The organism is Nocardioides sp. NPDC047086 (assembly GCF_040643685.1).
Classification (GTDB): Bacteria; Actinomycetota; Actinomycetes; order Propionibacteriales; family Nocardioidaceae; genus Nocardioides.
Window position 1 is genome coordinate 1 of record NZ_JBEYUV010000052.1, and the last position, 21,689, is coordinate 21,689.

At 69.7% G+C, this 21,689-nt stretch carries 23 protein-coding genes; 11 read left to right on the forward strand and 12 right to left on the reverse strand.

The genetic code is table 11. From position 1 onward, the window contains the following. Positions 1-116: superoxide dismutase [Ni] (locus ABZ796_RS25400; protein WP_357340800.1), on the reverse strand; the 116-nt coding region annotated here is incomplete at its 3' end. Between the two features lie 48 nt (positions 117-164). Continuing rightward, positions 165-695 carry a flavin reductase family protein gene (locus tag ABZ796_RS25405; protein WP_357340757.1) on the reverse strand — a complete coding sequence of 177 codons (531 nt, stop codon included), beginning with the start codon at positions 693-695 and terminating at the stop codon, positions 165-167. 310 nt (positions 696-1,005) lie between these two features. Here ABZ796_RS25405 and ABZ796_RS25410 point away from each other — a divergent pair, with 310 nt between their 5' ends. Further along, the gene (locus tag ABZ796_RS25410; protein WP_357340759.1) at positions 1,006-2,019 is read left to right on the forward strand and encodes a TerC family protein; all 1,014 of its coding nucleotides are present in this window, start codon (positions 1,006-1,008) and stop codon (positions 2,017-2,019) included. Positions 2,020-2,197: 178 nt separating this feature from the next. Further along, positions 2,198-2,878 carry a hypothetical protein gene (locus ABZ796_RS25415; protein WP_357340760.1) on the forward strand — a complete coding sequence of 227 codons (681 nt, stop codon included), beginning with the start codon at positions 2,198-2,200 and terminating at the stop codon, positions 2,876-2,878. On the opposite strand, the gene ABZ796_RS25420 is transcribed toward ABZ796_RS25415, so the two are convergent. Genes ABZ796_RS25420 through ABZ796_RS25440 form a run of 5 tightly spaced genes read right to left on the reverse strand, consistent with a single transcriptional unit; the run spans position 2,836 to position 6,494 of the window. Beyond that, positions 2,836-3,162 (reverse strand): putative quinol monooxygenase, encoded by a 327-nt coding sequence (locus ABZ796_RS25420; protein WP_357340761.1) that lies wholly within the window; start codon positions 3,160-3,162, stop codon positions 2,836-2,838. The genes ABZ796_RS25415 and ABZ796_RS25420 overlap by 43 nt on opposite strands. After that, positions 3,159-3,647, reverse strand: coding sequence for a DUF1097 domain-containing protein (locus tag ABZ796_RS25425; RefSeq protein ID WP_357340762.1), 489 nt, complete (start codon positions 3,645-3,647; stop codon positions 3,159-3,161). The genes ABZ796_RS25420 and ABZ796_RS25425 overlap by 4 nt, the downstream gene beginning before the upstream one ends. A 12-nt stretch (positions 3,648-3,659) precedes the next feature. Further along, positions 3,660-4,694: an NAD(P)-dependent alcohol dehydrogenase gene (locus ABZ796_RS25430; RefSeq protein WP_357340764.1), complete on the reverse strand. Its 1,035-nt coding sequence runs from the start codon at positions 4,692-4,694 to the stop codon at positions 3,660-3,662. After that, entirely contained in the window at positions 4,691-5,449 is a 759-nt protein-coding gene (locus ABZ796_RS25435; protein WP_357340765.1) for an iron-sulfur cluster assembly protein, read from the reverse strand. The genes ABZ796_RS25430 and ABZ796_RS25435 overlap by 4 nt, the downstream gene beginning before the upstream one ends. Before the next feature lies 1 nt (position 5,450). Further along, positions 5,451-6,494, reverse strand: coding sequence for an amidohydrolase family protein (locus ABZ796_RS25440; protein WP_357340767.1), 1,044 nt, complete (start codon positions 6,492-6,494; stop codon positions 5,451-5,453). 153 nt (positions 6,495-6,647) lie between these two features. On the opposite strand from ABZ796_RS25440, the gene ABZ796_RS25445 reads away from it, so the two are divergent. From ABZ796_RS25445 to ABZ796_RS25455, 3 genes are all read left to right on the forward strand, one after another. Next, entirely contained in the window at positions 6,648-8,120 is a 1,473-nt protein-coding gene (locus tag ABZ796_RS25445; RefSeq protein WP_357340769.1) for a GAF domain-containing protein, read from the forward strand. Between the two features lie 90 nt (positions 8,121-8,210). Continuing rightward, the gene (locus ABZ796_RS25450) at positions 8,211-9,818 is read left to right on the forward strand and encodes a nitrate- and nitrite sensing domain-containing protein (protein ID WP_357340771.1); all 1,608 of its coding nucleotides are present in this window, start codon (positions 8,211-8,213) and stop codon (positions 9,816-9,818) included. Between the two features lie 82 nt (positions 9,819-9,900). Continuing rightward, positions 9,901-11,970 carry a protein kinase gene (locus ABZ796_RS25455; protein WP_357340773.1) on the forward strand — a complete coding sequence of 690 codons (2,070 nt, stop codon included), beginning with the start codon at positions 9,901-9,903 and terminating at the stop codon, positions 11,968-11,970. 24 nt (positions 11,971-11,994) lie between these two features. On the opposite strand, the gene ABZ796_RS25460 is transcribed toward ABZ796_RS25455, so the two are convergent. Beyond that, positions 11,995-12,819 (reverse strand): metal-dependent hydrolase, encoded by an 825-nt coding sequence (locus ABZ796_RS25460; protein ID WP_357340774.1) that lies wholly within the window; start codon positions 12,817-12,819, stop codon positions 11,995-11,997. Between the two features lie 186 nt (positions 12,820-13,005). On the opposite strand from ABZ796_RS25460, the gene ABZ796_RS25465 reads away from it, so the two are divergent. The 4 genes from ABZ796_RS25465 (at position 13,006) to ABZ796_RS25480 (ending at position 15,830) form a co-directional block, all read left to right on the forward strand. Further along, positions 13,006-13,308: a hypothetical protein gene (locus ABZ796_RS25465; protein ID WP_357340776.1), complete on the forward strand. Its 303-nt coding sequence runs from the start codon at positions 13,006-13,008 to the stop codon at positions 13,306-13,308. Between the two features lie 55 nt (positions 13,309-13,363). After that, on the forward strand, positions 13,364-13,897 hold the full coding sequence (locus ABZ796_RS25470) for a glutathione peroxidase (RefSeq protein WP_357340778.1): 534 nt from the start codon (positions 13,364-13,366) through the stop codon (positions 13,895-13,897). 165 nt (positions 13,898-14,062) lie between these two features. Then, complete coding sequence (locus ABZ796_RS25475; protein WP_357340779.1) at positions 14,063-14,536, forward strand: MarR family transcriptional regulator; 474 nt, start codon at positions 14,063-14,065, stop codon at positions 14,534-14,536. 70 nt (positions 14,537-14,606) lie between these two features. Further along, positions 14,607-15,830 carry an MFS transporter gene (locus ABZ796_RS25480; RefSeq protein ID WP_357340780.1) on the forward strand — a complete coding sequence of 408 codons (1,224 nt, stop codon included), beginning with the start codon at positions 14,607-14,609 and terminating at the stop codon, positions 15,828-15,830. A gap of 31 nt (positions 15,831-15,861) precedes the next feature. On the opposite strand, the gene ABZ796_RS25485 is transcribed toward ABZ796_RS25480, so the two are convergent. The 4 genes from ABZ796_RS25485 to ABZ796_RS25500 all read right to left on the reverse strand — a co-directional run bounded on the left by ABZ796_RS25485 (position 15,862) and on the right by ABZ796_RS25500 (position 20,503). Then, positions 15,862-17,685, reverse strand: coding sequence for a CocE/NonD family hydrolase (locus ABZ796_RS25485; protein ID WP_357340782.1), 1,824 nt, complete (start codon positions 17,683-17,685; stop codon positions 15,862-15,864). Between the two features lie 92 nt (positions 17,686-17,777). After that, positions 17,778-18,428, reverse strand: a complete 651-nt coding sequence (locus tag ABZ796_RS25490) for a CoA transferase subunit B (RefSeq protein ID WP_357340784.1) — start codon at positions 18,426-18,428, stop codon at positions 17,778-17,780. Between the two features lie 3 nt (positions 18,429-18,431). Then, complete coding sequence (locus ABZ796_RS25495; protein ID WP_357340786.1) at positions 18,432-19,229, reverse strand: CoA transferase subunit A; 798 nt, start codon at positions 19,227-19,229, stop codon at positions 18,432-18,434. 50 nt (positions 19,230-19,279) lie between these two features. Continuing rightward, positions 19,280-20,503 (reverse strand): acetyl-CoA C-acetyltransferase, encoded by a 1,224-nt coding sequence (locus ABZ796_RS25500; RefSeq protein WP_357340787.1) that lies wholly within the window; start codon positions 20,501-20,503, stop codon positions 19,280-19,282. A 161-nt stretch (positions 20,504-20,664) separates the two neighbouring features. On the opposite strand from ABZ796_RS25500, the gene ABZ796_RS25505 reads away from it, so the two are divergent. Continuing rightward, positions 20,665-21,357 (forward strand): energy-coupling factor ABC transporter permease, encoded by a 693-nt coding sequence (locus ABZ796_RS25505; protein WP_357340788.1) that lies wholly within the window; start codon positions 20,665-20,667, stop codon positions 21,355-21,357. Beyond that, a complete protein-coding gene (locus ABZ796_RS25510) occupies positions 21,354-21,689 on the forward strand; it encodes a PDGLE domain-containing protein (protein WP_357340789.1) in 336 nt (111 codons plus the stop codon). Before ABZ796_RS25505 ends, ABZ796_RS25510 begins: the two co-directional genes overlap by 4 nt.

Below are 21,689 nucleotides of genomic sequence, written 5' to 3' on the forward strand. Positions count from 1 at the left end.
TTGGCGATGACGGCCTTGACGGACTCGGCCTCGATGCGGGCCTGGGCGGGGTCGTAGACGCCGCAGGGCAGGTCGCAGTGGGCCGAGACCTCGATCGTGGGAGCGAACAGACGCATGGATGGTTCCTCTCGGTGGTGTGGTGGAAAGACCGTCGAGGTCGACGGTCAGGAAGCCTTCTCGGGCAGGACGCGATCGAGCGGGAGGGTGCTGACGGACGCGCCGAGCGACCAGTAGCGCCGGTCGTGGTGAAGGAGCGGGTCCGTGGACTCGCCGAGGCTGACCGAGTCGACCTCGAGCAGCACCAGCCACGCCTCGCCGGCGGGGATGACGCGCGCCACGCGCCCGGAGATGCTCGCTGCGGCGTCCTCCAGGACCGGCGGCTCCCCGTGCGGAAGCGTCCAGCCCTGTGCGACCGTGAATCGTGGCGCGGTCCGGTCGGCGAAGGCGGCGGCCACATCGGCCTGTGTCTCGGTCAGGACGTGCACCGTGAGGCGGTCGCTCCCGGTGAGTGCCGGCCCGGACCGGCCGGACCGGGAGACCGAGAAGGACAGCATCGGCGGGTTGGCGCTGACCGAGGCCACGCTCGACACCGTCGCGCCCACGGGGCCCGTCTCGGTCGAGGCGACGACGATCGCCACGCCGGTGGGATATCGACGGAAGCCGGCCTTGAACTGGTCGGTGAGTGTGTCGCTCACACCCCCTCCTCTCTCTGTTGGCAGTGACGCTAAAACATCAAGTCCAGTTGAGGTCCAGTCATCCACCCTGTGATCGCCGACTCATCTGCTCGTCCGTAACTGGGATCATGTGGAGAGCCAGGAGTGCTACTTGTTAGACTAGTTAAGCACTTGTTATACAACGCGGGTTGGTGGGTTGCCGACCGCCGATTCGGGCTCTGTCGCCGACGCCGTCGACGGACCGTGCGGCCGCTACGACTTCGAAGCTTCGACGTCGGTCGCCTAATCTTCCCAAAGAACCGCTCTGCCTCACGATCTAAGGAGTCCCTTCGTGGACGTCTCCCCGCTCATCTGGTGGTTGACCATCGGCATCGCCAGTGCCGTGCTGCTCTTCGACGTACTCGTCATCGGCCGACGACCGCACGAGCCCTCGCGTCGGGAGCTGATCGTCGCGCTGAGCGTCTACATCGGCCTGGCGATCCTGTTCGGCATCGGGGTCTATGTGTTCGCGGGCCATGAGTTCGGCACGCAGTTCTTCGCGGGCTGGGTGACCGAGTACTCGCTCTCGGTCGACAACCTGTTCATCTTCATCATCATCATGTCGAAGTTCGCGGTGCCGAGGCAGTTCCAGCAGAAGGCGCTGCTGATCGGCATCATCTTGGCGCTGGTCTTCCGCGGCATCTTCATCGCTGTGGGTGCGGCCGCGATCGAGAACTTCAGCTGGGTCTTCTACCTGTTCGGTGCGTTCTTGATCTACACCGCGGTCAAGCTGGCCATGGAGGGTGGCGAGGACGAGGACGAGTACGAGGAGCCCGCCGTGGTGAAGTTCCTCGAGCGGCACATCCCGTTGACCTCGCAGTGGGGCGACAGCGCGAAGATGTTCATCCGTGAGAACGGCAAGCGGGTGGCGACCCCGATGTTCGTGGTCATCTGCGCCCTCGGTACGACCGACCTGCTGTTCGCGCTGGACTCGATCCCGGCGATCTACGGGTTGACCAACGAGGCCTACCTGGTCCTGACCGCCAACATCTTCGCGCTGATGGGTCTGCGGCAGCTCTACTTCCTCATCGGTGGTCTGCTCGAGCGGCTGGTCTACCTCTCCTACGGCCTGGCGATCCTGCTCGGGTTCATCGGCCTCAAGCTCGTCTTCCACGCCCTGCACGAGAACGAGCTGCCCTTCATCAACGGTGGCCACCATGTCGAGTGGGCTCCGGAGGTCTCCATCGAGGTCTCCCTCAGCGTGATCATCGGCATCCTGGCCATCACCACGATCCTGAGCCTGCTGAAGTCGCGCAGCATGACCGCGAAGGAGCGCGACGAGGCCACCGGCCCGCGCAGCATGTGACGCGTCGTCGTCAGCCCGGCTGAGCCGGGACAACCCGCAGGCCCGCTCCGACCGGAGCGGGCCTGCGATCGTTCTCAGAGCTCGGGCTGCGGCGGCAGCGGCCGCGAGCACAGGTCCGCCGCGTCCTGCTTGCCCATCCCGAAGGCGCGCAGGAGACGTACGGTCATCTGGTCGGAGAGTGCGCCGGCGTCCGCGTCCGGCTCGTTCTCGAGCAGCGAGCTGGGACGTCACCGTCGAGTCGGGCACGGCGCTCGCGCTCGCGGCCGGCGGGCTGGCGACGGTGGTCGCCAGGGTGGGCCTGCTCGAGCGAGCCGAGCCGGACGGCCGGATCGACTGGAGCCGCTGGGCGCGCTGGGCGCGCCCCGCCGTCGCGGTCGCGGTCGTCGTCCCGCTCCTCTACGCCGTCACCCGGATCGGCTGGGCGGTGGGCGTGCCGCTCGGGATCAGGCAGGAGATGCTCGACGAGCTCGTCTCGGCGAGATGGGCCGGCCTCGGTCTGGCGCTCTTCGCGGTCCTCGGGGCCGTGCTGACCTGGGGGCTGGTCGCCCGCTGGGGCGAGGTCTTCTGGGCCTGGGTGCCGGGCTTCGGCGGCCGCCCGGTTCCGGTGGCGATGGCGCTGGTGCCCGGCATCCTGGTCGCCGCCGCGGTCACGTCCGCGGGGCTGTCCTTCTGGCGGATGGTGCTCGCCGGTGACCTCTGGGCCGTCCCCGGCGCCACCTCGGACTGGGCGGCCTGGGCACCGGAGCTGTTGTGGCCGCTGTGGGGCGTCGCGCTGGCCGTCGCCTGCCTCGCCTACCGGGGGCGCCGGGTCGGCCGTCAGTCGGTGACCGCGAGCTCGCCGAGCTCGGACCACTCCTGACCGGGCACGTTGGCGTTGACGATCCGCGGCGTCTCGGCGAGATGGCGCGGGAGGTCGGCCTGGGCCTGCTTGAAGTGGGCCGAGGTGACGTGGGCGGCGCCGGCGTCGTCGTCGGCGAAGGCCTCGAGCAGGACGTACTCGTTCGGGTCCTCGAGGCTGCGGGACCAGTCGAACCAGAGGTTGCCGGGCTCGGCCCGGGTGGCCTCGGTGAACGGGCCGGAGATGGCGGGCCAGTCCTCGGCGTACTCCGGCTTGATGCGGAAGCGGGCGGCGATGAAGATCATCGGGCTCTCCTCGGTGTGGATGGGATCGGTTGACCGGACCGCTCGACCGCAGCATGGATCCGCTGTCCGGCGATGTCGGAGAGCCAGCCTAGGCCGGCCCCGACCACCAGCGCGATGAGCGTGCCGCCGAGGTCGAAGGAGGTGCCGAACAGGACCGCGGTCCCGGCGAAGGCGCCGGGAATGAACGACAGCAGGTCCACCGCCGCCTGCAGGCACAGGACGAACGCGACGACCGTGACCACCAGGGCCACCGCGCCGGTGAAGGTGGCGTACGTCAGGACCAGGCTCGCGCCGTACCCCCACAGTGCGCCGGCGAGGTTCGCCGCCAGGCCCTTCAGGAAGCCTTCGCGGCCACCGCCGGCGGCGAAGTAGCAGGCCCAGGCGACGAACCCGACCCAGGTGATGAGCGCGAGCTCGATGCTCACCTGGGTCCAGATGCCCGCGAGCACGCCGACCGAGATGCCGATTCCGAGGAGCTTCTTCATGTCCTCACCTCCTCAGGGCACGAGGATCGCGCGGCCGCGGACCCGGCCGGCGTCGAGGTCGGAGATGGCGTTCTGGAAATCGTCGAGGGCGTACTTCTGGGTGTGCAGCGTGACGGCCCCACGGGCAGCGAGCGCCATCAGGTCGCAGAGGTCGTTGTAGGACCCGACCAGGTTGCCGATGAAGTTGATCTCGGTCGAGATGATGTCGATGGTCGGCACATCGATGTTCTCGCCGTAGCCGACGACGTGGTAGTCGCCCGCACGGCGAAGCATCCGGACCCCTTCGGCGGTCGCGCCGCCCTCACCGACGAAGTCGACGAGGACCTCGGCGCCGTGGCCGCCGGTCAGGTCCAGGACCTGGTCGACCTGGGACCCGTCGGCGACGACGCCGTGATCGGCTCCGATCGACAGGGCCAGATTCACGGCGTCCGGGTTGCGGTCGACGACGATCAGCTCGGCGGGGCTGAGCGCCTTGAGGACCTGGATGCCGATGTGCCCGAGCCCGCCGGCACCGATGACCACGCACCTGTCGCGCGGGGTCAGCCGCCGGGCAGCCTTGGCCGCCGCGTGGTAGGCGGTCAGGCCGGCGTCGGCCAGAGCGGCCACATCGGCCGGCTCCAGGGAGTCGTCGATCTTCACCACCGAGCGCGCGGATGTCTTCAGGTACTCCGCGTAGCCGCCGTTGGTGTCGATGCCGGGGAACTGGTTGAGCTCGCAGTGCACGTCGTCGCCCGAGCGGCAGGCCCGGCACAGCCCGCAGGTGATCAGCGGGTGCAGGATCACCTTGTCGCCCTCGGCGACGTGGGTGACGGCGTCACCCACGGCGTGCACCCAGCCGGCGTTCTCGTGGCCGATCGTGTAGGGCAGTGTGACGCCGGACTTCTCCGCCCACTGCCCCTCCAGGATGTGCAGGTCGGTGCGGCACACCCCGGCGCCGCCGATCCTGACGACCACGTCGAACGGGCCGGTCGGCTCCGGGACGGGGACCTCGGCCATCGCCAGCGGCTGGTGGTAGCCGACCACCTGGACGGCTCGCATGGTGCTCATGATGATGCTCCTTCTCGGTGCAGGTCGGTCAGGGGTACGAAGGCGGGCGTGGTGACCTCGTCGCCGTAGCGCGTCGCCAGCAGGCCGCGGCAGAAGTGCGCGTTCCCGTCGATCGAGATCCGGGTCGAGCGCGCCCTCCGCAGGGCCAACGGGACGTCGCCGGGTCGCTCGCCGTCGTGGTCGACCAGGACGTACGCCTCCGGCAGGTCGGGCAGCCCGAGGACCGCCCGGCGCCGCCGGAGCGAGGCGGTGAACTCCTCGTCGGGGAGGTCCCCGAGGCGGACCTCGCCCACGGCGTCCTCGGCCAGGTCGGGCTGCTCCCGCAGCAGCCGGGTCAGGCAACGCTCGAGCGCCGCCGTGTGGGCCTTGCGGTGGAACGTGGTCCGCAGCTCGTCCAGGGACGACTCGGCCTCGTGGCGGAACGTGCCGAGGTAGCCCGCATCTGCCGCCAGCCCGGCGTTGATCAGGTCGGAGTCGTGGTGGTCGTCGAGCTCGACGACCACGTGATCGGTCCACGGCAGCGCGGTCAGCGCGTCCTTCGCGTCGCTCGCCATCAGGTAGGCGAAGTTGGGCGAGCAGAACGACGTCGGCAGCCGCAGGTGGACCTCGACCCGGACAGGGGCGGTCGACGAGACGGTCAACGACCGGACGAAGCCCAGGTCGGTGATGGGCTCGTCGAGCTCGGGGTCGACGACGGCGTGGAGCGCGGCGTACGCCTGGGCTTCGAGGGTGTTCTCGCAGGTCAGCAAGGCCATGTCACACCGCCGCGAGGTCGGCCCGCTCGGGCTCACGGGGACCCGTCACGGTCTCGTCCGCCTCGGGCAGCCGCAGCTCGGCCGGCACCTCGAGGTCGTACATCTTGGCGGCGTTGAGGCCCAGGATCTTCTTCTTCTGCGCGACGGTGAGCGGGGCGTACTCGGTCATGTCCTCCGGGATCTGGAAGTCGACGAACCGCTCGATCAGCCACTTCGGCGTCCAGATCGCGTAGTCGGAGGAGAACTGGATGCGGTCCTCGCCGATCCAGTAGACGAGCTCCCCGAGGATCTGGGCGAAGTAGCGCGGCCGGGTGTGGATGAACGGCATCGCGACGGCCAGGCCGCCGTGCACGTTGGGCTCCTGGGTGGCGATCCAGCAGAAGTCCTCCAGCCGTGGCAGGCCGACGTGCTCGACGACGAAGTTCAGGTCGGTGAAGTCGCTGGCGACGTGGTCGATGTCGGCGACGTCGAAGGCATCGCGGTCCAGCGGCCGGATCGTCGGGCCCTTGTGGATGTGGATGTTGGTGATCCCGAGCTCGCGGCAGGCCTCGAAGTAGCGGTAGGCCCACGGGTCGGTCAGCTTCCAGCCGCGCGACTCCCCGTGCCACTCGGCGGTGTAGAGCTTGACGCCCTTGAGCCCGAACCGCTCGGCGTCGGCGTGGAGCTGTTCGAGGCCGGCCTCGCCGTTGCGCGGGTCGAAGTGATGGTTGTACGTCAGCTTGTCGGGGTGCTTCGAGGCCAGCTGCGAGGCTTCCTCGGTCTGCCCGAACCCGTTCCTGTAGAACTCGCCCAGGTGGGCCGGCTGGAAGACGGCGTGGTCGACGTAGCCGACCTCGAACAGGTCGTGCATCAGCCGCTCGCCGCCCTGGTAGAGGTAGTCCTCGTAGGACCAGTGCTCCGACTCGGGGGAGAGGTTGCGGTGGTAGTCGTAGAAGCAGTCGATGAACTGCTTGCCGTGGATGTTGCGCTGGTTCTCCGGACGGGCGTCCCAGAGCGCGACGTGGGCGTCGACGATGAAGTACGACTCGTTGTCCTTGGTGTACATCGGGTCCTCCGTTCTGTGGCTTTCGTCACAGGACGCTAGGGCGGCGGCGGCGCGCAGATCAGGGGTGCGGCGTCTCAATGTGAGACCTCGACCGTCTCAATCTGAGACGCTGCCGGGCTGCCCGCGCCGGGCGGCGGATGTAACGTCGATCACATGACAGGCCGCCACCCGATCGCGCAGCGCACCGCGGCCGTCGACGCCTCGGCACTGGCGCCCCGGGTCCGCGCCTCCTGGCAGCGCAGCCAGGAGTACGGCGTCTCCGTCGAGGAGGTCGACCCGGTCTTCTCCGGTGCCTACGACCAGGAGTCGCTCTTCTTCCAGTGTGGCCAGGAGGTGCTCGACGACCTCCACCGGACACTCGTCGGCGAGCCGGTCAGCCTGATGCTCACCGACCCGGGCGGTCTGGTGCTCAACCGGCTCAGCGGCGACCAGCAGCTGCTCCGGGACCTCGACGCCGTCCACCTGGCGCCGGGATTCAGCTACGCCGAGCGTGCGGCGGGCACCAACGGCCTCGGTCTCGCGCTGGCCGACCGGACACCGACCGTGGTGCGTGCCGAGGAGCACTACTCGCTCTCGCTCTGCAGCTACACCTGTGCCGCCGCGCCGGTGATCGACCCGCTCAGCGGGCGCCTGGAAGGCAGCGTCAACCTGACCACCTGGTCGGAGTCGTCCCACGACCTGCTGCTTGCCCTGGCCCAGTCGGCGGCCAGCAACACCGCATCGCTCATGCTCGCCCGCGCCCACGGCCGCTTCCCGCGACCGGCTCCCCGCGGCGAGGTGTTCCGGGTCGAGGCGCCCCGGCTGGAGCCCGGCGCCGGCAGCGTCCGCGATCTCTCCTCCGGCTGGCGCGAGGCGCTGGGCAGCGTGCGTGACGCGCTCCGGGTCGGCCGCAGGGTCGCCGTGGTCGGGGAGCCGGGGGTGGGGCGTACGACCCTGGTCGCCCAGGCGTTCCGTGACCTGCGGCCCCGCGACCGGATCCTGGCCGCCTCCGCTCCGCAGCCCGCCGACGCCGAGGCCTGGCTGTCGCTGTGGACGCCGGAGCTCGCCAAGGAGGACACCGCGGTGGTCGTACGCGACGTGAACATGCTTCCGGCCTGGGTGGCCGAGCGGCTGCACACGCTCCTCGTCGAAGCGGCGCCCGGGGCGGTCGCCGCCGTGCCGTTCGCGATGACGGCCGACACCTTCGACGGCATCCCGGCGGCCCTGGCCGACCTCGTCGACACCGTGGTCGAGGTCCCGCCGCTGCGAGAGCGGCCCGAGGACGTACTGCCGCTGGCGCATCGGGTGGGGCTGCGGGTGCGGGGCCGGGAGATCGCGCTGACCCCGGCCGCGGAGCGGGCGCTGCACGACCACGGCTGGCCGGGCAACGTCGCCGAGCTCGTCCATGTCGTCCAGCGGGCCGTGAGCGCCGGTGACCAGATCGACCTGCGCCACCTTCCCGCCGACGTGCTCTCCGACACCAGGCGGCCGTTGTCCCGGATCGACGCCTTCGAGCGGGGCGAGATCGTCCGCGTCCTGACCCGTCCGGGGATCACGATGCAGGAAGCGGCCGCGGAGCTGGGGATGTCGCGCGCGACCGTCTACCGAAAGGTGCAGCAGTACGGGATCCGGCTTCGGCCGGGCTAGCTCGCGGGGGAGTCGAACTCTTGGCCAAGTCCAGGAAAACTCTCGGCTCAGGCCGGGGCGTCACGGGTGCTCGACAGGGACTATGGACCCATGCGTATCCGTCCCCCACGCGCCGGTCGCCAGCATTTGAACCATCTGACCGGACAGGGCGGACCCGCTCTGAACGGTCAGAATGTCGCCGGCCGGCTTGTCCAGCAGGACCTGTTCTCCCCGGATGAGGCCTCGAGCATCGTCGCGCAGGCCGCGCGGATCCTCGCCTCGGGCCATGCCGCCGGGCAGGTGCACGGAGACATCAGACCGGCCACCATCGGGTACGCCCCCGACGGCCGGATCGCCCTGGTCGGTGCGCCCGCACCTCGCGGCGGGGAGGGCCTGCCGTACATGTCCCCCGAGCAGATCGATCGCCGGAGGACGGGCCCGGCGAGCGACATCTACTCCCTCGGTGCCGTGTTCTTCGAGCTGCTCGCCGGGCGTCCGCCGTACGCCGGGGTCGAGCCTGAACGGGTCGGCACCCTGGTGACCGTGCCCGGCCACCTCGACGGGATCGCGACCGCCATGCTCGACCCGGACCCGGCCAAGCGTCCCCGGGCCGAGGACGTGGCGGCGGTGCTCGAGAGCGGCGTCGCCGCGCCGCCGAAGCGGATCGTGCGTCCGACCGCCATCCGCGGTCCGCGCCTCTCGCCCACGCTGTTGGGTGTGCTGATGGTGCTGGTCCTGCCGGGGCTGGTCCTCGGCGGCTGGGGCACGCTCCGGGCCGCCGACACGATGGCGGACGTCGGGAGCGCCGCGCCGCTGGCCGACATCTTGCCGACCAGCTTCCAGCTCGCCTTCGATCTCTCGATCGAGCGCGACGCGCTCCGGACCGATGCCGCGCTGACCGAGGACTTCCTCCAGATCACCGACAGGTCCATCGAGGCCTGGACCGCCGAGGTGGACGACCTGGACACCTCCGGCGATCCGGGTCTGCGGCGTCGTACGGAGAGGTCGGCGGCCGCCCTCGAGCGGCTCTCGGATATCCGCACCGCCGCTCGGGCGGGGAACCGGTCCGGCAAGCTGGTGGCCGTCGAGCTGTACACCAACGCGGTCAACGGGCTCTTCGACCTCGCCGCCGAGCTGCCCTCGTTCCGCGATCAGGAGCTGGCCAAGCAGGCGCGGAACCTGGAGCTGATCGGATCCGTCTCCGAGGTCCTCGGATTCGAACGGAGGATCATGGCCAATGCCTTGCGGAACGAGCGGATCAGCGACCAGGGCATCGCCGATCTCAACGCGGCCCAGGACTCCTGGGCGACCCATTCGGAGTCGTTCTATGCGCGCGCTGACCCGGTGACGCGGCAGCGGCTCGACAGGATCTCGGGCCGCTCGTTCGAGTTCGGGTCCTACGCAGTCTCGTCGCAGCGTGCGGTCATCCGGGTGCTCAACGCCCGGGACGTCGAGGACGTCGTCAGGCAGCTGGAGGACAGCGCCGACGGCAGGTCCGTGGACCAGCTCTGGCTCGCCGATGCGGCCGGCTACGTCCAGGATCTCAAGGAGGTCGTCGTCGACGCCGCCAGCCGGCTCGCCGACGACATCGAGCGCGAGCACAGGGACGCCCAGGCTCGGACGATCGCCTGGGGAGTCTTCACCGGCATCGCGCTGGCGGTGTTCGCGGCGCTAGGCGTCGCCCTGCTTCGCGCACGAGGACGGTCAGTTGATGCGTAAACCGGCAACAATAGCAAAGATCGGCCGACTTCATCGGTGCGTACACAAGACGCGCGGGGTGTGAGTCCGACACCATATGCGCATGCGAACGCGCCCCCCGATCGCAGGCCGGTATCGCCTGCACCGACTGCTTGGCCGCGGCGGGATGGGCGAGGTCTGGCAGGCGGCCGACATCAGGCTCGAACGCTGGGTCGCGGTGAAGGTGGTGGAGACCTCCGCCGACCCGAAGGTGACCGAGCGCTTCCGGCGTGAGGCGCTCTCGACGACGGCGGCCAGCCACCCCGGCACGGTGCAGGTGCACGACGTCGGCGTCGAGCAGACCGAGTACGGCAGCTTCGTCTACCTCGTCATGGAGCTGCTTCCCGGCCCGACGCTGGCCGACCGCCTCGAGAAGCAGGGGCGGTTCACCGTCGAGGAGGCGAGCGAGGCGATGGTCCAGGTCGCGCGTACGCTCACCGCGGTCCACGCCTCCGGGATCATCCACCGCGACATCAAGCCGTCGAACCTCGTCTACGACGGGGACGGCCGGATCCGGGTGCTCGACTTCGGCATCGCCCAGCTGGCCAACCACCAGGCCGAGCGGCTCACCTCGACTCGCCACGTGATGGGGAGCCTGCCCTACATCTCGCCCGAGCAGGCTGCCGACAACGTCGTCGGCCCGCCCAGCGACATCTACGCTCTGGGCTGCGTGTACTTCGAGCTGCTCACCGGGCGCGCTCCGTACGCCGGTTCCGAGCCGGTCTCGATGATCTACCAGCACGTGACCGCGCCGGTCCCGCACGTCAACGACGTGGTCACCGTGCCGTCCCACGTCGACGAGTTCGTGGCGTCGATGATGGACAAGGACCCCTCCCGGCGCCCCACCGCGGGTGAGGTCGTCGCCTTCGCGCGTCGGCCCGAGCTCGTCCCCGCCATCCCGGTCGGCAGCCGCGAGCTGGCCGCCGGGCCCAAGCCGCTGGCGCTCTCATCACCTTCGTCTGCCTCGTCCTCCTCAGCCCCCTCGGTCTCGTCGGTCTCGTCGGTCTCGTCGGTGACGGCGGTGGCCGGCGTCGTCGAGTCGGCGCAGCGTACGCCTCGGTCTCATGCGGCCCCGAAGCCGAGGTTCCTCCGCTCCCGGGTGCTCGGCGGGCTCCTGGTCCCGGTGGTGGTCGCCCTGGTCCTGGGCGGGCTGACCTTCGCCGACGCGCTCGAGGAGCGCACCGTCTCCAGCCGCGCGATGACGATCGCCGGAGCGCTCCCGGAGAGCTACGAGCTCGGGATGGACCTCATCTTCGAGCGCGACGCGCTGGGCTCGGACCAGGTGCCCGCCGCGGTCCGGCAGGCCTATCGCCAGGTGACCGACGACTCGATCGCGGCGTGGCACGACGACATCACCAAGGTCGACCTCGCCGACACCCCGACGCTGCGGGAACGGGTCGAGCGCACCTACACGGTCCTCAAGAGCATCGACGCCTACCGCGCCGACCTCGAGGACGGCGACAAGGCGAGCACGGAGGCGGCGGTCGCCGCCTACACCGACACCGCCTACGAGCTGCTCGACTTCGCGACCGAGATGCCCAACATCCGCAACGAGAACATCTACAAGCAGGTCACCAACCTCAAGTACGTCAGGTCGGCGTCGGAGTCGCTGGGGATCGAGCGCACGGTGATGGTGCCCGCGCTCATGACCGGGAAGATCGACGAGGAGTCGATGGAGGCGATGAGCGAGGCGCGTACGTCCTGGCAGCTCACCTCACGTTCGTTCTACGGCGACGCCCCGAAGGCCACCCAGAAGGCGCTGGACAAGATCTCGGACGGCACCTTCGCCGACGGGTCTCGTGGCCTGGTGTCGCAGAACGCGGTCGTCCAGGTCATCAACGACGGCTCCCTCGCAGGCGCGGTCCGGGACCTGGGGTCGTACGCTCCGGGGCGACCGGCCGCACAGGTCTGGTCCGAGGACATGACCCGCTTCATCCAGCTTCTCAAGGACACCATCGTGGCGATGACCCTGATCGTCTCCGACGACGTCGGCGAGGAGCACCACGGCATCCAGACGAAGGTCGTCCTGAGCGGGGTACTCGCCGTCGCCGCGCTGCTCGCCGGTCTCGGGCTGCTGGCCGGGATGTTCCTGGTCCGCCCGCTGGGCGGGCGCCGGCGGTCCGTCGAGAGCTGACCGACGGCGAGCAGTCGCTGTCGCTCAGACGAGGGCGCTGAGGCTCGAGACCAGGGCTTCCCAGCGGCTGTCGACGTCGAAGCCCATCTGGCTCAGCAGCGCCCAGCTGAAGCCGAGGATCGCGTAGAGGGTGATCGGGGTCATCACGACCCACTCCCGGATGGAGCCGGCGTCGCCGAGGATCGGGAGGGCGAAGTTGCCGCCCCTGGTCCACATGTTGTCGAACGGGAGCCACTTGTTGCGCCGGACCCACCTCGGCGGCTTCGGCGCGATCGGCCAGAACAGCGGGATCCCCATCGTGGTCACGAAGTCGCCGATCAGGTGCACGACGCAGCCGAGGGCCACGGAGAACGGCATCCACCACCATTCCTCGGGCGCGAAGACGGCGATCACCGCTGCCAGCGTCACCGCCGGGATCCATGGCCAGTGGACGCCCTTGCGGGTGAGCTTCAGCGCGTCCATCGCGAAGGCGACCAGAAGGATGCACATGATGCCCGGGCCGATCAGGACGCTGCCGAAGTGCTCGGTCTCGAGCGAGAGCTTCCCCGCGCCCCAGGCGAGGGCGGTGAAGGCGAGCACGCCGAGGATCGAGTGGGTGCCGTTGCGGTGGCCGCCGGAGACCTTCCCGACGATCCTGGTCAAGCCCTCGGAGACCGGTGGCAGCGAGTTGGCGATCGTGCCGTTGTGGTGGTCCGCGTCCGGAAGCAGCGCGGCGCCGGCGCACACCAGGGTGCCGGTCATCACGCCGATGTCCGAGACGTCGGGATACCACCCGAACGCGATCGGTGCCGACGATGTCACTGCGATCCACGCGGCAGCCCCGGAGGCCGCGTGATGCCCGCCCATCATGTGAAGTTGTGTCCCTCTCCAGTGTTCCCCCGCTGAATGACCGCGGACGAACGTACCTGTCCCCGGGCTGCTGAGCGCGCGTCGGTGCGGTGTGTCTGGTGACGAGATTCGAATCACTGTTCGTGGGCTGAGCCGAGGCGCGAAAGGGGTGCGGTCGAGGGGGCAACCTGAATAGGATGCGCGGTCATGACGACTCCCGGTGCCCACGGCAGTGCCCGCCGTGCGCCGTGGACGTTCGAGACCAGCCGGTGCGCGGCGACGGTGACCCCCGAGGCGATCGAGTTCCGGTTCATGGTGACCACGCCCGACGGCTCGCTCAGCGAGATGCTCCTCTCGGTGGGTCGCCACGACATGCCGACGCTGCTCGAGGAGATCGCCTTCGAGATGCCCGAGGCGCTGGAGTGGATGTCGGCCGCGATCATGACGGTCGTGCGTGACCGGCGCCTGGCCGAGGAGGCCTCGTCGGTGCCGCATCAGCGCGGGGCATAACCTCGAGCCGGGCAAGGTTGTCCCCCTGCACCACAACTCGATCGAGGAGAGACCTGTGACCACCACGTACGATTTCGAAGCGACCGCCGCGGATGGCAGCCCCGTCTCGCTCAGCGACTACAAGGGCAAGCTGCTGCTGATCGTCAACGTAGCCAGCAAGTGCGGTCTGACGTCGCAGTACGAGGGCCTGGAGGCGCTCTACCGGGCCACCAAGGACTCCGGCGTCGAGGTCCTCGGGTTCCCGACCAACCAGTTCCTCGGCCAGGAGCCCGGCACCGACGAGGAGATCCAGGAGTTCTGCAAGACGACGTACGACGTGACCTTCCCGGTTCTCTCCAAGGTCGACGTCAACGGCGAGAACGCCGCGCCGCTCTACGACTTCCTGCGTGCCGAGGCGCCCGGCGACTGGGGCCCGCACCTGGGGTCGTTCTACGAGGCGGTCAAGGAGCTGACGCCCGCGACCGAGCCGGGTGACGTCAAGTGGAACTTCACCAAGTTCCTCGTCGGGCGTGAGGGCGAGGTCATCAAGCGCTACGAGCCGCCGGTGGCGCCCGAGGAGATCCAGGCGGACCTCGCCCAGTACCTCTGACCACTCGCCGAAGCGTCAGTTCTCGACGCCGAAGCGTCGACTTTTGACGTCGAGAAGTCAGGAATCCTGACTTCTCGACGTCAAAAACTGACTTCTCGGCGTTGGGGCGTTAGATAGTTGGCCAGAAGATAGTTCGGTATCGGATGGTTCGTTACGATCTAGTTCATGACCGGACCGCGTATCGACCTGCTGTTCCTGCTCAACCAGTCCGCCCACGCCTTCGCGGCCCAGGTCGGCGAGGCGCTGGCCGACCTGGAGCTCTCGGTGCGGGAGTACTGCGTGCTGATGAAGGCCGCCGAGGGGGAGTACACCCAGAACGCCGTGGCCGAGATGGCGATGCTGGACAAGACGACGATGGTCACGACCCTCGACAACCTCGAGCGCCGCGGGCTCGCTGAGCGGCGGGTCTCGAGCACCGACCGTCGTGCCCGCATCGTCGCGCTCACCCCCGCCGGGGCGAAGGCGCTCGAAGAGGCCTCGAAGGCCTACAACGCGACCGTCGCCCAGGCACTCGAGGGTCTGGCGCCGAGCGAGGGTGAGGCGTTCATCGAGGCGCTGCAGCACCTCGTCGACGGGCCGTGGGCGACGCCGTCGCACACGATGACGCTGCGGCGTCGTGCTCCTGCCTCGGCTCGCTGAGAGATAGGCCCACAACCGAATATCCCAAAATAGATTGTTTCATAAGAAACAATCTTCTATGGTCGTATCTATGACGACCAAGACAGTCGCGCTCGCGACCCTCGCAGCCACTCAGCTGATGGTGATCCTCGACGGCACGGTCGTGACCGTCGCCCTTCCGGCAATCCGCGACGACCTGGGCTTCGGCGACACCTCGCTGTCCTGGGTCGTGAACGGCTTCCTGCTCGCCTTCGCGCTCGTCCTGCTCCCGGCGGGCCGGGCCGGCGACGCGTTCGGCACCCGCCGCGTCTTTCTCACCGGGCTGAGCATCTTCACGCTCGCCTCGGCATGGTGCGGTCTCGCCTGGGACCCGATCTCCCTGGTGGTCGCGCGATTCGTCCAAGGGGTCGGCGGCGGCATCGCCTCGGCCGTGGTGCTCGGCATGATCGCCGGCCTCTACACCGAGACCGGCGAGCGTCTCCGCGCCTTCGCGGTGCTCGCCTTCGTCGGCTCGATCGGTGCATCGGTGGGGACGGTCCTGGGTGGCGTACTCACCGACGTCGCCTCCTGGCGCTGGGCCTTCCTGATCAACGTGCCGTTCGGGATCGTCGCCCTGGTCGTCGCGCTCCGCGCGGTGGAGGGTACGCCGCCGACCGGCGCCAAGGGCGGCCTGCTCCCGCGCGGCCTGTTCGCCCAGCACCGGTTCGCGCTCGCGAACCTGATCCTGCTGACCCTGACCTTCGGCGGGTTCACCTTCCAGTTCGTCACGACGCTCTACCTGCAGGATGTCCTCGGCTTCGGAGCGCTCGCGACCGGCCTGGGGTTCCTGCCGGTCAGCGTGGTGATCGCGGTCGCGAGCCTCGGCTTCAGTGCCGCGCTGGCCGAGCGCTTCGGCTCCGAGCGCATCCTGTTCGTCGGTGTGCTCGCCTTCGTCGCCGGGATGGTCTACCTCGTGCGCCTGCCCGAGGCCGGCAGCTTCCCGCTCGACGTCCTCCCCGGCGCGGTCGTGATGGGCATCGGCTTCGGTCTCGCGATGCCGCAGGTGACGGCGTTGGCGATGGGTGCGCTGGCGCCGGAGTACGCCGGGATCGGCTCCGGCCTGACGACCACCACCCAGCAGGTGGGCGGGTTCCTCGGCACCCTGATCGCGGCCGGCCTGGTCACGACCGTCGGCTACGACGCCGCCTACGCCTCGGCGGCGATCGCGTTGGCCGCGGGCGCCGCCGTTGCGGCGTACCTGCTCGTGGACGCGGGACGCGCCCGGGGCCCGAAGGCCTCCGAGCGCGTGCCGGACGACGAAGCCGCCAGGCTCTGACGGCTCGACCCCAGGGGCTGACCCCTCGGCGCTACCTCCGGACCGGGAGGATCAGCGTCGAGGGGTTCGTCGTCGTGTGGTGCACGGTCACCACGCCGGCGACGCCGCGGACCAGCTGTTTCACGTTGGGCAGCAGGTGCGGGACGTCGTAGGAGTGGACGGTGACCCGGAGGCGGTGGCCCTTCTCGATCACCGCGCCGGTCGGGAAGACCTCGACGGGCACGCGGTAGATCTTGCCGGGCGTGACCGCCTGTTCAGCCGTACGGGTGAAGGGGTGCCATGGCTGGACGACCTGACCGTTCAGCGTCCGCGACTTCGACGGCGTGACGGCACGGTGGCGCAGCGTCTGCCAGCCGCCGGTGATGCGGTCGACGGAACCGTCGGGCGCGACGTCCTCGACCGAGACCGAGATCAGGCCGTCGGTGCCGGTCGTGGAGACGGACAGGTCGGCGTTGAGCGGGCCGGAGAACGCCAGGTCCGAGGTCGCCGGCGCGGTCTCGTAGGAGACCCCGAGCGCGTCGTTGATGCGGTTGTCGGTCTCGCAGCCGGGGATCGCGAGGGCGCCGGCGGTCCACTGCGCGGTGCTGCGCGAGCACAGCCCCTGCACCGGCAGCGGCACGATGGTGTCGCCGCCGACGGGCTTCAGGGCCGACCCGAGGGCGTACGTCTTCGCGCGGACCTCGCTCCCGAGCCACGACTGCATCGTGCGCCACTTCCCGGACCCGATCTCGTGGTAGGTCACCGGGGCGACGTCGCGGTCGAGGGTGGAGTCGGGCAGACCCTTGAGGTGTGTGTCGAACCACCGCAGCGCCATCTCATCGAGGCTGTTGATCCCGCTGCCCTCCAGGCCGGCGCCCATCGACGCCTCGGCGTGCGTCCACGGCCCGATGAGCAGCTTGGTGTCCACCCCGTTCTGCTGCATCCGGTCGAAGAGCATCGGGGCGCCGCGCTGGAAGATGTCGTACTGCCCGGCCGTCACGAACGTCGGTACGTCGATCTCGTCGACCACGCTCAACGGTGACCGCTTCCGGTAGAACGGGCCGTCGTAGCCGGCGTCGGTGCCGAGCAGCGCGCTGGCGAGCATCGGCACCTGGAACCCGAGCGCGCCGCCGACATGCTGCAGCAGCGTGGTGAGGGTGGCCTCGGGGCGGGTCGAGTTGACGGCCGGCGGCACGAGTCCGGAGCCCGTGACCAGCCCGAACCACAGCGGGATGAACCCGGCGTCGATCTGGCCGCCGGAGGCGACGACGTCGCGGTAGACGTCGCCGGCCGGCACGATCGGGAACATCGCCTTCAGCCCGCGCGGGTGCTGAGCGGCGGTGAAGAACTGGTTGATCGCCATGTAGGACGGGCCCCACAGGCCGAGCTCGCCGTTGCTCCACGCCCGCTTGGACGAGGTCGCCCAGTTGGCGACCTCGAGGCCGTCCTTCTGCTCGCGGTCCCCGAACGCGTCCCACTGGCCGGCGGAGGAGCCGGTGCCGCGTACGTCAGTCTGGACCCAGACATAGCCCCGCTCGACGAAGTAGTCACCGCCGCCCCCGACGACGTTCTTGTTGTAGGGGTTCTGCGTCAGGATTACCGGGAACCGGCCCGGCGCCGCGGTGCCGTCGGCCTTCGCCGGCCGATGGATGTCGGCGCGCAGCACGACCCCGTCGGACATCGTGAGCTGGACGTCCTTCTCGACCACCACGCCGTACGTCGCCGGCCTCGGCTTCCAGGCACCGGCCCGCGCCTGCGGCCCGTGAGCAGCCACCGCAGGCGCGGCCGTGGCGGCGCTCGGGGCGAGCGCCGGTGGGAGGAAGGTCGTGACGAGGGCGAGGAACGGGAAGAGGAATGCCAGTCTGCCGAGTTTCACGACTCACTCCAGAGGTGTGGTGGGTATCACACCTCGAACGACGGAGTGCAAACGCGAGTTACGTCGCAGGTTCCCGGTTCTGAATAGTGAGACTAAGCAGTCACGGAGACGGTCTTGTCGACGACCGGCGCGCCCGTGGCCGCCACGACCTCGTCGTACGTCACCCCGGGAGCCAGCTCGACGAGCTCGAACGCTTCGCCGGCGACGTCGAGAACCCCCAGGTCGGTGATGACCCGCTTCACGATCCCGCGACCGGTCAGCGGCAGGTCGCAGGCCTCCAGTAGCTTGGGGGCGCCCCTCTTGGTGACGTGCTCCATCAGCACGATCACCCGCCCGGCGCCGGAGACGAGGTCCATCGCGCCGCCCATGCCCTTGACCATCTGGCCGGGCACCATCCAGTTGGCGATGTCACCGTTGGCCGAGACCTGCATCGCACCCAGGACGGCGACGTCGATGTGGCCACCGCGGATCATCGCGAACGAGGTCGCGGAGTCGAAGTAGGAGGCCCCCGCGAGCACGGTGACGGTCTGCTTGCCGGCGTTGATCAGGTCCGGGTCGACCTCGTCCTCGTAGGGGAACGGGCCGACGCCGAGGATGCCGTTCTCGGCGTGCAGCACGACCGTAGAGGTCTCCGGGATGTAGTCGGGGATCAGGGTCGGCAGGCCGATCCCGAGGTTGACGTAGTCGCCGTCCTGCAGTTCCTGCGCGGCGCGCGCGGCCATCTGGTTGCGGTCCCAAGCCATGGCTCAGGCCTCCTTGCTCGATGTGGTGTCGGTGGGGCGCTCGCCGCGCGTCGTACGCTTCTCGATGTCCTTGCGCGCTGCCTGCTCGGGCGTCAGCGCGAGGATCCGCTTCACGAAGATCCCCGGAAGGTGGACGTCGGCCGGGGCGATCTCACCGACCTCGACGACCTCCTCGGCCTCGACGATCGTGATCCGGCCGGCCATCGCGGCGGGCACGTTGAAGTTGCGCGTGGAGGCGTTGAACTGGGCGTTGCCGGCTCGGTCGACGCGGGTCGCCCGGACCAGCGCGAAGTCGGTGATGATGCCCTCCTCGAGCACCATCTGCTTGCCGTGGAACTCCCGCACCTCCTTCGGCTCTGAGGCCTCGGCGATCGTGCCGTCGGGGTTGTAGCGGTAGGGCAGGCCGCCGTCGGAGACCATCGTGCCGACGCCGGTCGGGGTGTAGAACGCCCCGATCCCGCTGCCGCCAGCGCGCATCCGCTCGGCGAGCGTGCCCTGCGGGGTGAGCTCGAGGGTGATCTCGCCGGCCAGGTACTGGCGGCCGAACTCCTTGTTCTCGCCGATGTAGCTCGCGATCACGCGGGAGATGCGGTGGTCGTCGAGCAGCAGCCCGAGCCCGGCACCGTCGACGCCGCAGTTGTTGGAGACGACCATCAGGTCGTCCGCGCCCAGCTCACGCAGGGCATCGATCAGGAACCACGGGATTCCCACCAGGCCGAAGCCGCCCACGGCCAGACTGGCCCCGCTGTGAATGTCGGCAACCGCTTCCGCGGCCGACCCGACCACCTTGTCCAGACCCATGTCTTCTCTGCTCTCTCGAAGGCTCTACTGAAATGAAGGGGGCGTACGCCTCAGCGCACCGACTCGAACACGGCCGCGAGCCCCTGCCCGCCACCGATGCACATCGTCTCCAGGACGTACCGGGCCTCGCGTCGCTGCGCCTCGCGGGCGGCCGTGGCGAGGATCCGGGCGCCGGTGGCGCCGATCGGGTGGCCGAGCGAGATGCCCGAGCCGTTGGGGTTGAGCCGCTGGTCGGTGGCGTCGACCTTCCACTCGCGCAGGACGGCGAGGACCTGGGCGGCGAACGCCTCGTTGAGCTCGATCAGGTCGATCTCGTCGAGGGTGAGCCCGGCCCGGGACAGTGCGGCCTTGCTGGAGAGGACGGGACCGATGCCCATCCGCTCGGGCTCGCAGCCGGAGACGGCCCACGACTTGAGCGCCAGCAGGGGAGTCAGGCCCCGCTTCTCCGCCTCGGCGCGGGTGGTCACGACGCACATCGCGGCACCGTCGTTCTGGCCGGAGGCGTTGCCCGCCGTGACCGTCGACTCCTCGTCGACCTTCAGCCGGATCGGGCGCAGCGAGGCGAGCTTCTCCAGGGAGATGTCGGCACGCGGGTGCTCGTCGCGGTCGACGACGACGTCGGGCTTGCGACGGCCGCCGGGGACGGTCACCGGGACCAGCTCGTCGGCGAACTTGCCGGCCTCGTGGGCGGCGACGGCGCGCTGGTTGGAGCGGAGCGCGAGCTCGTCCTGCTCCTCGCGGGAGATGCCGTACTCACGGCGCAGGTTCTCGGCGGTCTCGATCATGCCGCCGGGGATCGGGTGGTCCTTGCCGCCCGCGGTCTCGCGAGCCCGGTCGAGGCGGTCGAGCAGCTCGATACCGCCCTGCTTCACCCCGCCGCGGAGCCCGAGCGCGTAGTGCTCGACGTTGGACATCGACTCCGCGCCGCCGGCGATGACGAGGCTCGCGGCGCCCGTGGCGACCGAGCCCGCGGCGTACAGGACCGACTGAAGCCCGGAGCCACAGCGACGGTCGATCTGGAGGCCGGGGACGCCGTTGCCGAGCCCGGCGTCGAGGGCCGCGATGCGGCCGATCGCAGGGTTCTCGCCGCTCGCGTAGCCGTTGCCGAGGATGACGTCGTCGACGTCGCCCTCCTGCAGGCCGGTGCGCTCGACGAGCTCGCGCAACACCGCCGTGGCGAGGTCGGTCGCGGTCAGCGGCGCCAGGGCGCCGAGGAAGCGGCCGACCGGGGTGCGGAGGGGCTCGCAGATGACGATGTCGGTGGCGCTGCTCATGCTGTCGACGGTACGCGGGCAGTCATGACTTGAGAAGTACTCATTTGGCGTCGATTGACATCTGTCAAGTCTTTATCTCCCTGCCTGACCGGACAGTGCGCCGACGACGCTATTGCGATAAATTCGCGTTAGCCCCCCATACGCAGATCAAAGAGGTGACCATGCACGTCCCCGACGGCTTCCTCGACGCTCCCACGTCGATCGCCACCGGTGCAGTCGCTGTCGTCGCGGTAGGCGTCGCGCTGCGCGGCGCGCGCCGCGAGCTCGACGACAAGACCGCCCCGCTGGCCGGCCTCGTCGCCGCGTTCGTCTTCGCGACCCAGATGCTCAACTTCCCCGTCGGAGCCGGCACGAGCGGTCACCTGATGGGCGGCGCCCTGGCCGCGGTGCTGGTCGGGCCGTGGACCGGGGTGCTGTGCGTCTCGGTCGTGCTGATCGTGCAGTCCCTGCTCTTCGCCGACGGTGGCATCACCGCGCTCGGCACCAACATCCTGCTCATGGCCGTCACCACCGTGGTCGTCGGCTGGCTGGTGAGCCGGGTGCTGATCAAGGTGCTGCCGAAGCGGGTCGGCCTGGTCGCCCCCGCGGCGGCGATCGGTGCCTTCCTCTCCGTCCCCGCGGCGGCGCTGGTCTTCACCGCGCTCTACGCCGTCGGTGGCACCGCCGACATCTCGCTGACCACGCTGGCCACCGCGATGCTCGGCTGGCACACGGTGATCGGCCTCGGTGAGGGCGCGATCACGTTCCTCGCGGTCGGCGCGATCCTGTCCGTACGCCCCGACCTCGTCTACGCCGCGCGAGACGTGATCGCCGAGCGCGACCTGGTCATCAAGCCCAAGGAGTCGGTGGCATGAGCACGACGTCGAAGCGCACGGTCCCGTTCAAGTGGGTCGCCGTCGGCATCGCCGTCGTCGCGCTGCTCCTGGCCGGCGTGGTCTCCTACTACGCCTCCGCCCACCCCGACGGCCTCGAGTACGTCGCCGGCAAGACCGGTTTCCTCGACAGCGCCTCGGAGCACGGCGCCGCTGACGGCCCGCTGGCCGACTACGGCACCAAGGGCGTCGACGACGCCCGGCTCTCCGGCGGCCTCGCCGGCGTGATCGGCACCGTGGTCGTGCTCGTCGTAGCGGGCGGCCTCGCCCTGGTCGTACGCCGTCGTTCCACCGAGTCCTCCGACGAGGCCTGA

Excerpts from the sequence above, each read along its gene's own strand:
- ABZ796_RS25420 (WP_357340761.1), bottom strand. The coding sequence starts at position 3,162 with ATGATCTTCATCGCCGCCCGCTTCCGCATCAAGCCGGAGTACGCCGAG.
- ABZ796_RS25425 (WP_357340762.1), bottom strand. The coding sequence starts at position 3,647 with ATGAAGAAGCTCCTCGGAATCGGCATCTCGGTCGGCGTGCTCGCGGGC.
- ABZ796_RS25430 (WP_357340764.1), bottom strand. The coding sequence starts at position 4,694 with ATGAGCACCATGCGAGCCGTCCAGGTGGTCGGCTACCACCAGCCGCTG.
- ABZ796_RS25435 (WP_357340765.1), bottom strand. The coding sequence starts at position 5,449 with ATGGCCTTGCTGACCTGCGAGAACACCCTCGAAGCCCAGGCGTACGCC.
- ABZ796_RS25440 (WP_357340767.1), bottom strand. The coding sequence starts at position 6,494 with ATGTACACCAAGGACAACGAGTCGTACTTCATCGTCGACGCCCACGTC.
- ABZ796_RS25445 (WP_357340769.1), top strand. The coding sequence starts at position 6,648 with ATGACAGGCCGCCACCCGATCGCGCAGCGCACCGCGGCCGTCGACGCC.
- ABZ796_RS25450 (WP_357340771.1), top strand. The coding sequence starts at position 8,211 with ATGCGTATCCGTCCCCCACGCGCCGGTCGCCAGCATTTGAACCATCTG.
- ABZ796_RS25455 (WP_357340773.1), top strand. The coding sequence starts at position 9,901 with ATGCGAACGCGCCCCCCGATCGCAGGCCGGTATCGCCTGCACCGACTG.
- ABZ796_RS25460 (WP_357340774.1), bottom strand. The coding sequence starts at position 12,819 with ATGATGGGCGGGCATCACGCGGCCTCCGGGGCTGCCGCGTGGATCGCA.
- ABZ796_RS25465 (WP_357340776.1), top strand. The coding sequence starts at position 13,006 with ATGACGACTCCCGGTGCCCACGGCAGTGCCCGCCGTGCGCCGTGGACG.
- ABZ796_RS25475 (WP_357340779.1), top strand. The coding sequence starts at position 14,063 with ATGACCGGACCGCGTATCGACCTGCTGTTCCTGCTCAACCAGTCCGCC.
- ABZ796_RS25480 (WP_357340780.1), top strand. The coding sequence starts at position 14,607 with ATGACGACCAAGACAGTCGCGCTCGCGACCCTCGCAGCCACTCAGCTG.
- ABZ796_RS25490 (WP_357340784.1), bottom strand. The coding sequence starts at position 18,428 with ATGGCTTGGGACCGCAACCAGATGGCCGCGCGCGCCGCGCAGGAACTG.
- ABZ796_RS25495 (WP_357340786.1), bottom strand. The coding sequence starts at position 19,229 with ATGGGTCTGGACAAGGTGGTCGGGTCGGCCGCGGAAGCGGTTGCCGAC.
- ABZ796_RS25500 (WP_357340787.1), bottom strand. The coding sequence starts at position 20,503 with ATGAGCAGCGCCACCGACATCGTCATCTGCGAGCCCCTCCGCACCCCG.
- ABZ796_RS25505 (WP_357340788.1), top strand. The coding sequence starts at position 20,665 with ATGCACGTCCCCGACGGCTTCCTCGACGCTCCCACGTCGATCGCCACC.
- ABZ796_RS25510 (WP_357340789.1), top strand. The coding sequence starts at position 21,354 with ATGAGCACGACGTCGAAGCGCACGGTCCCGTTCAAGTGGGTCGCCGTC.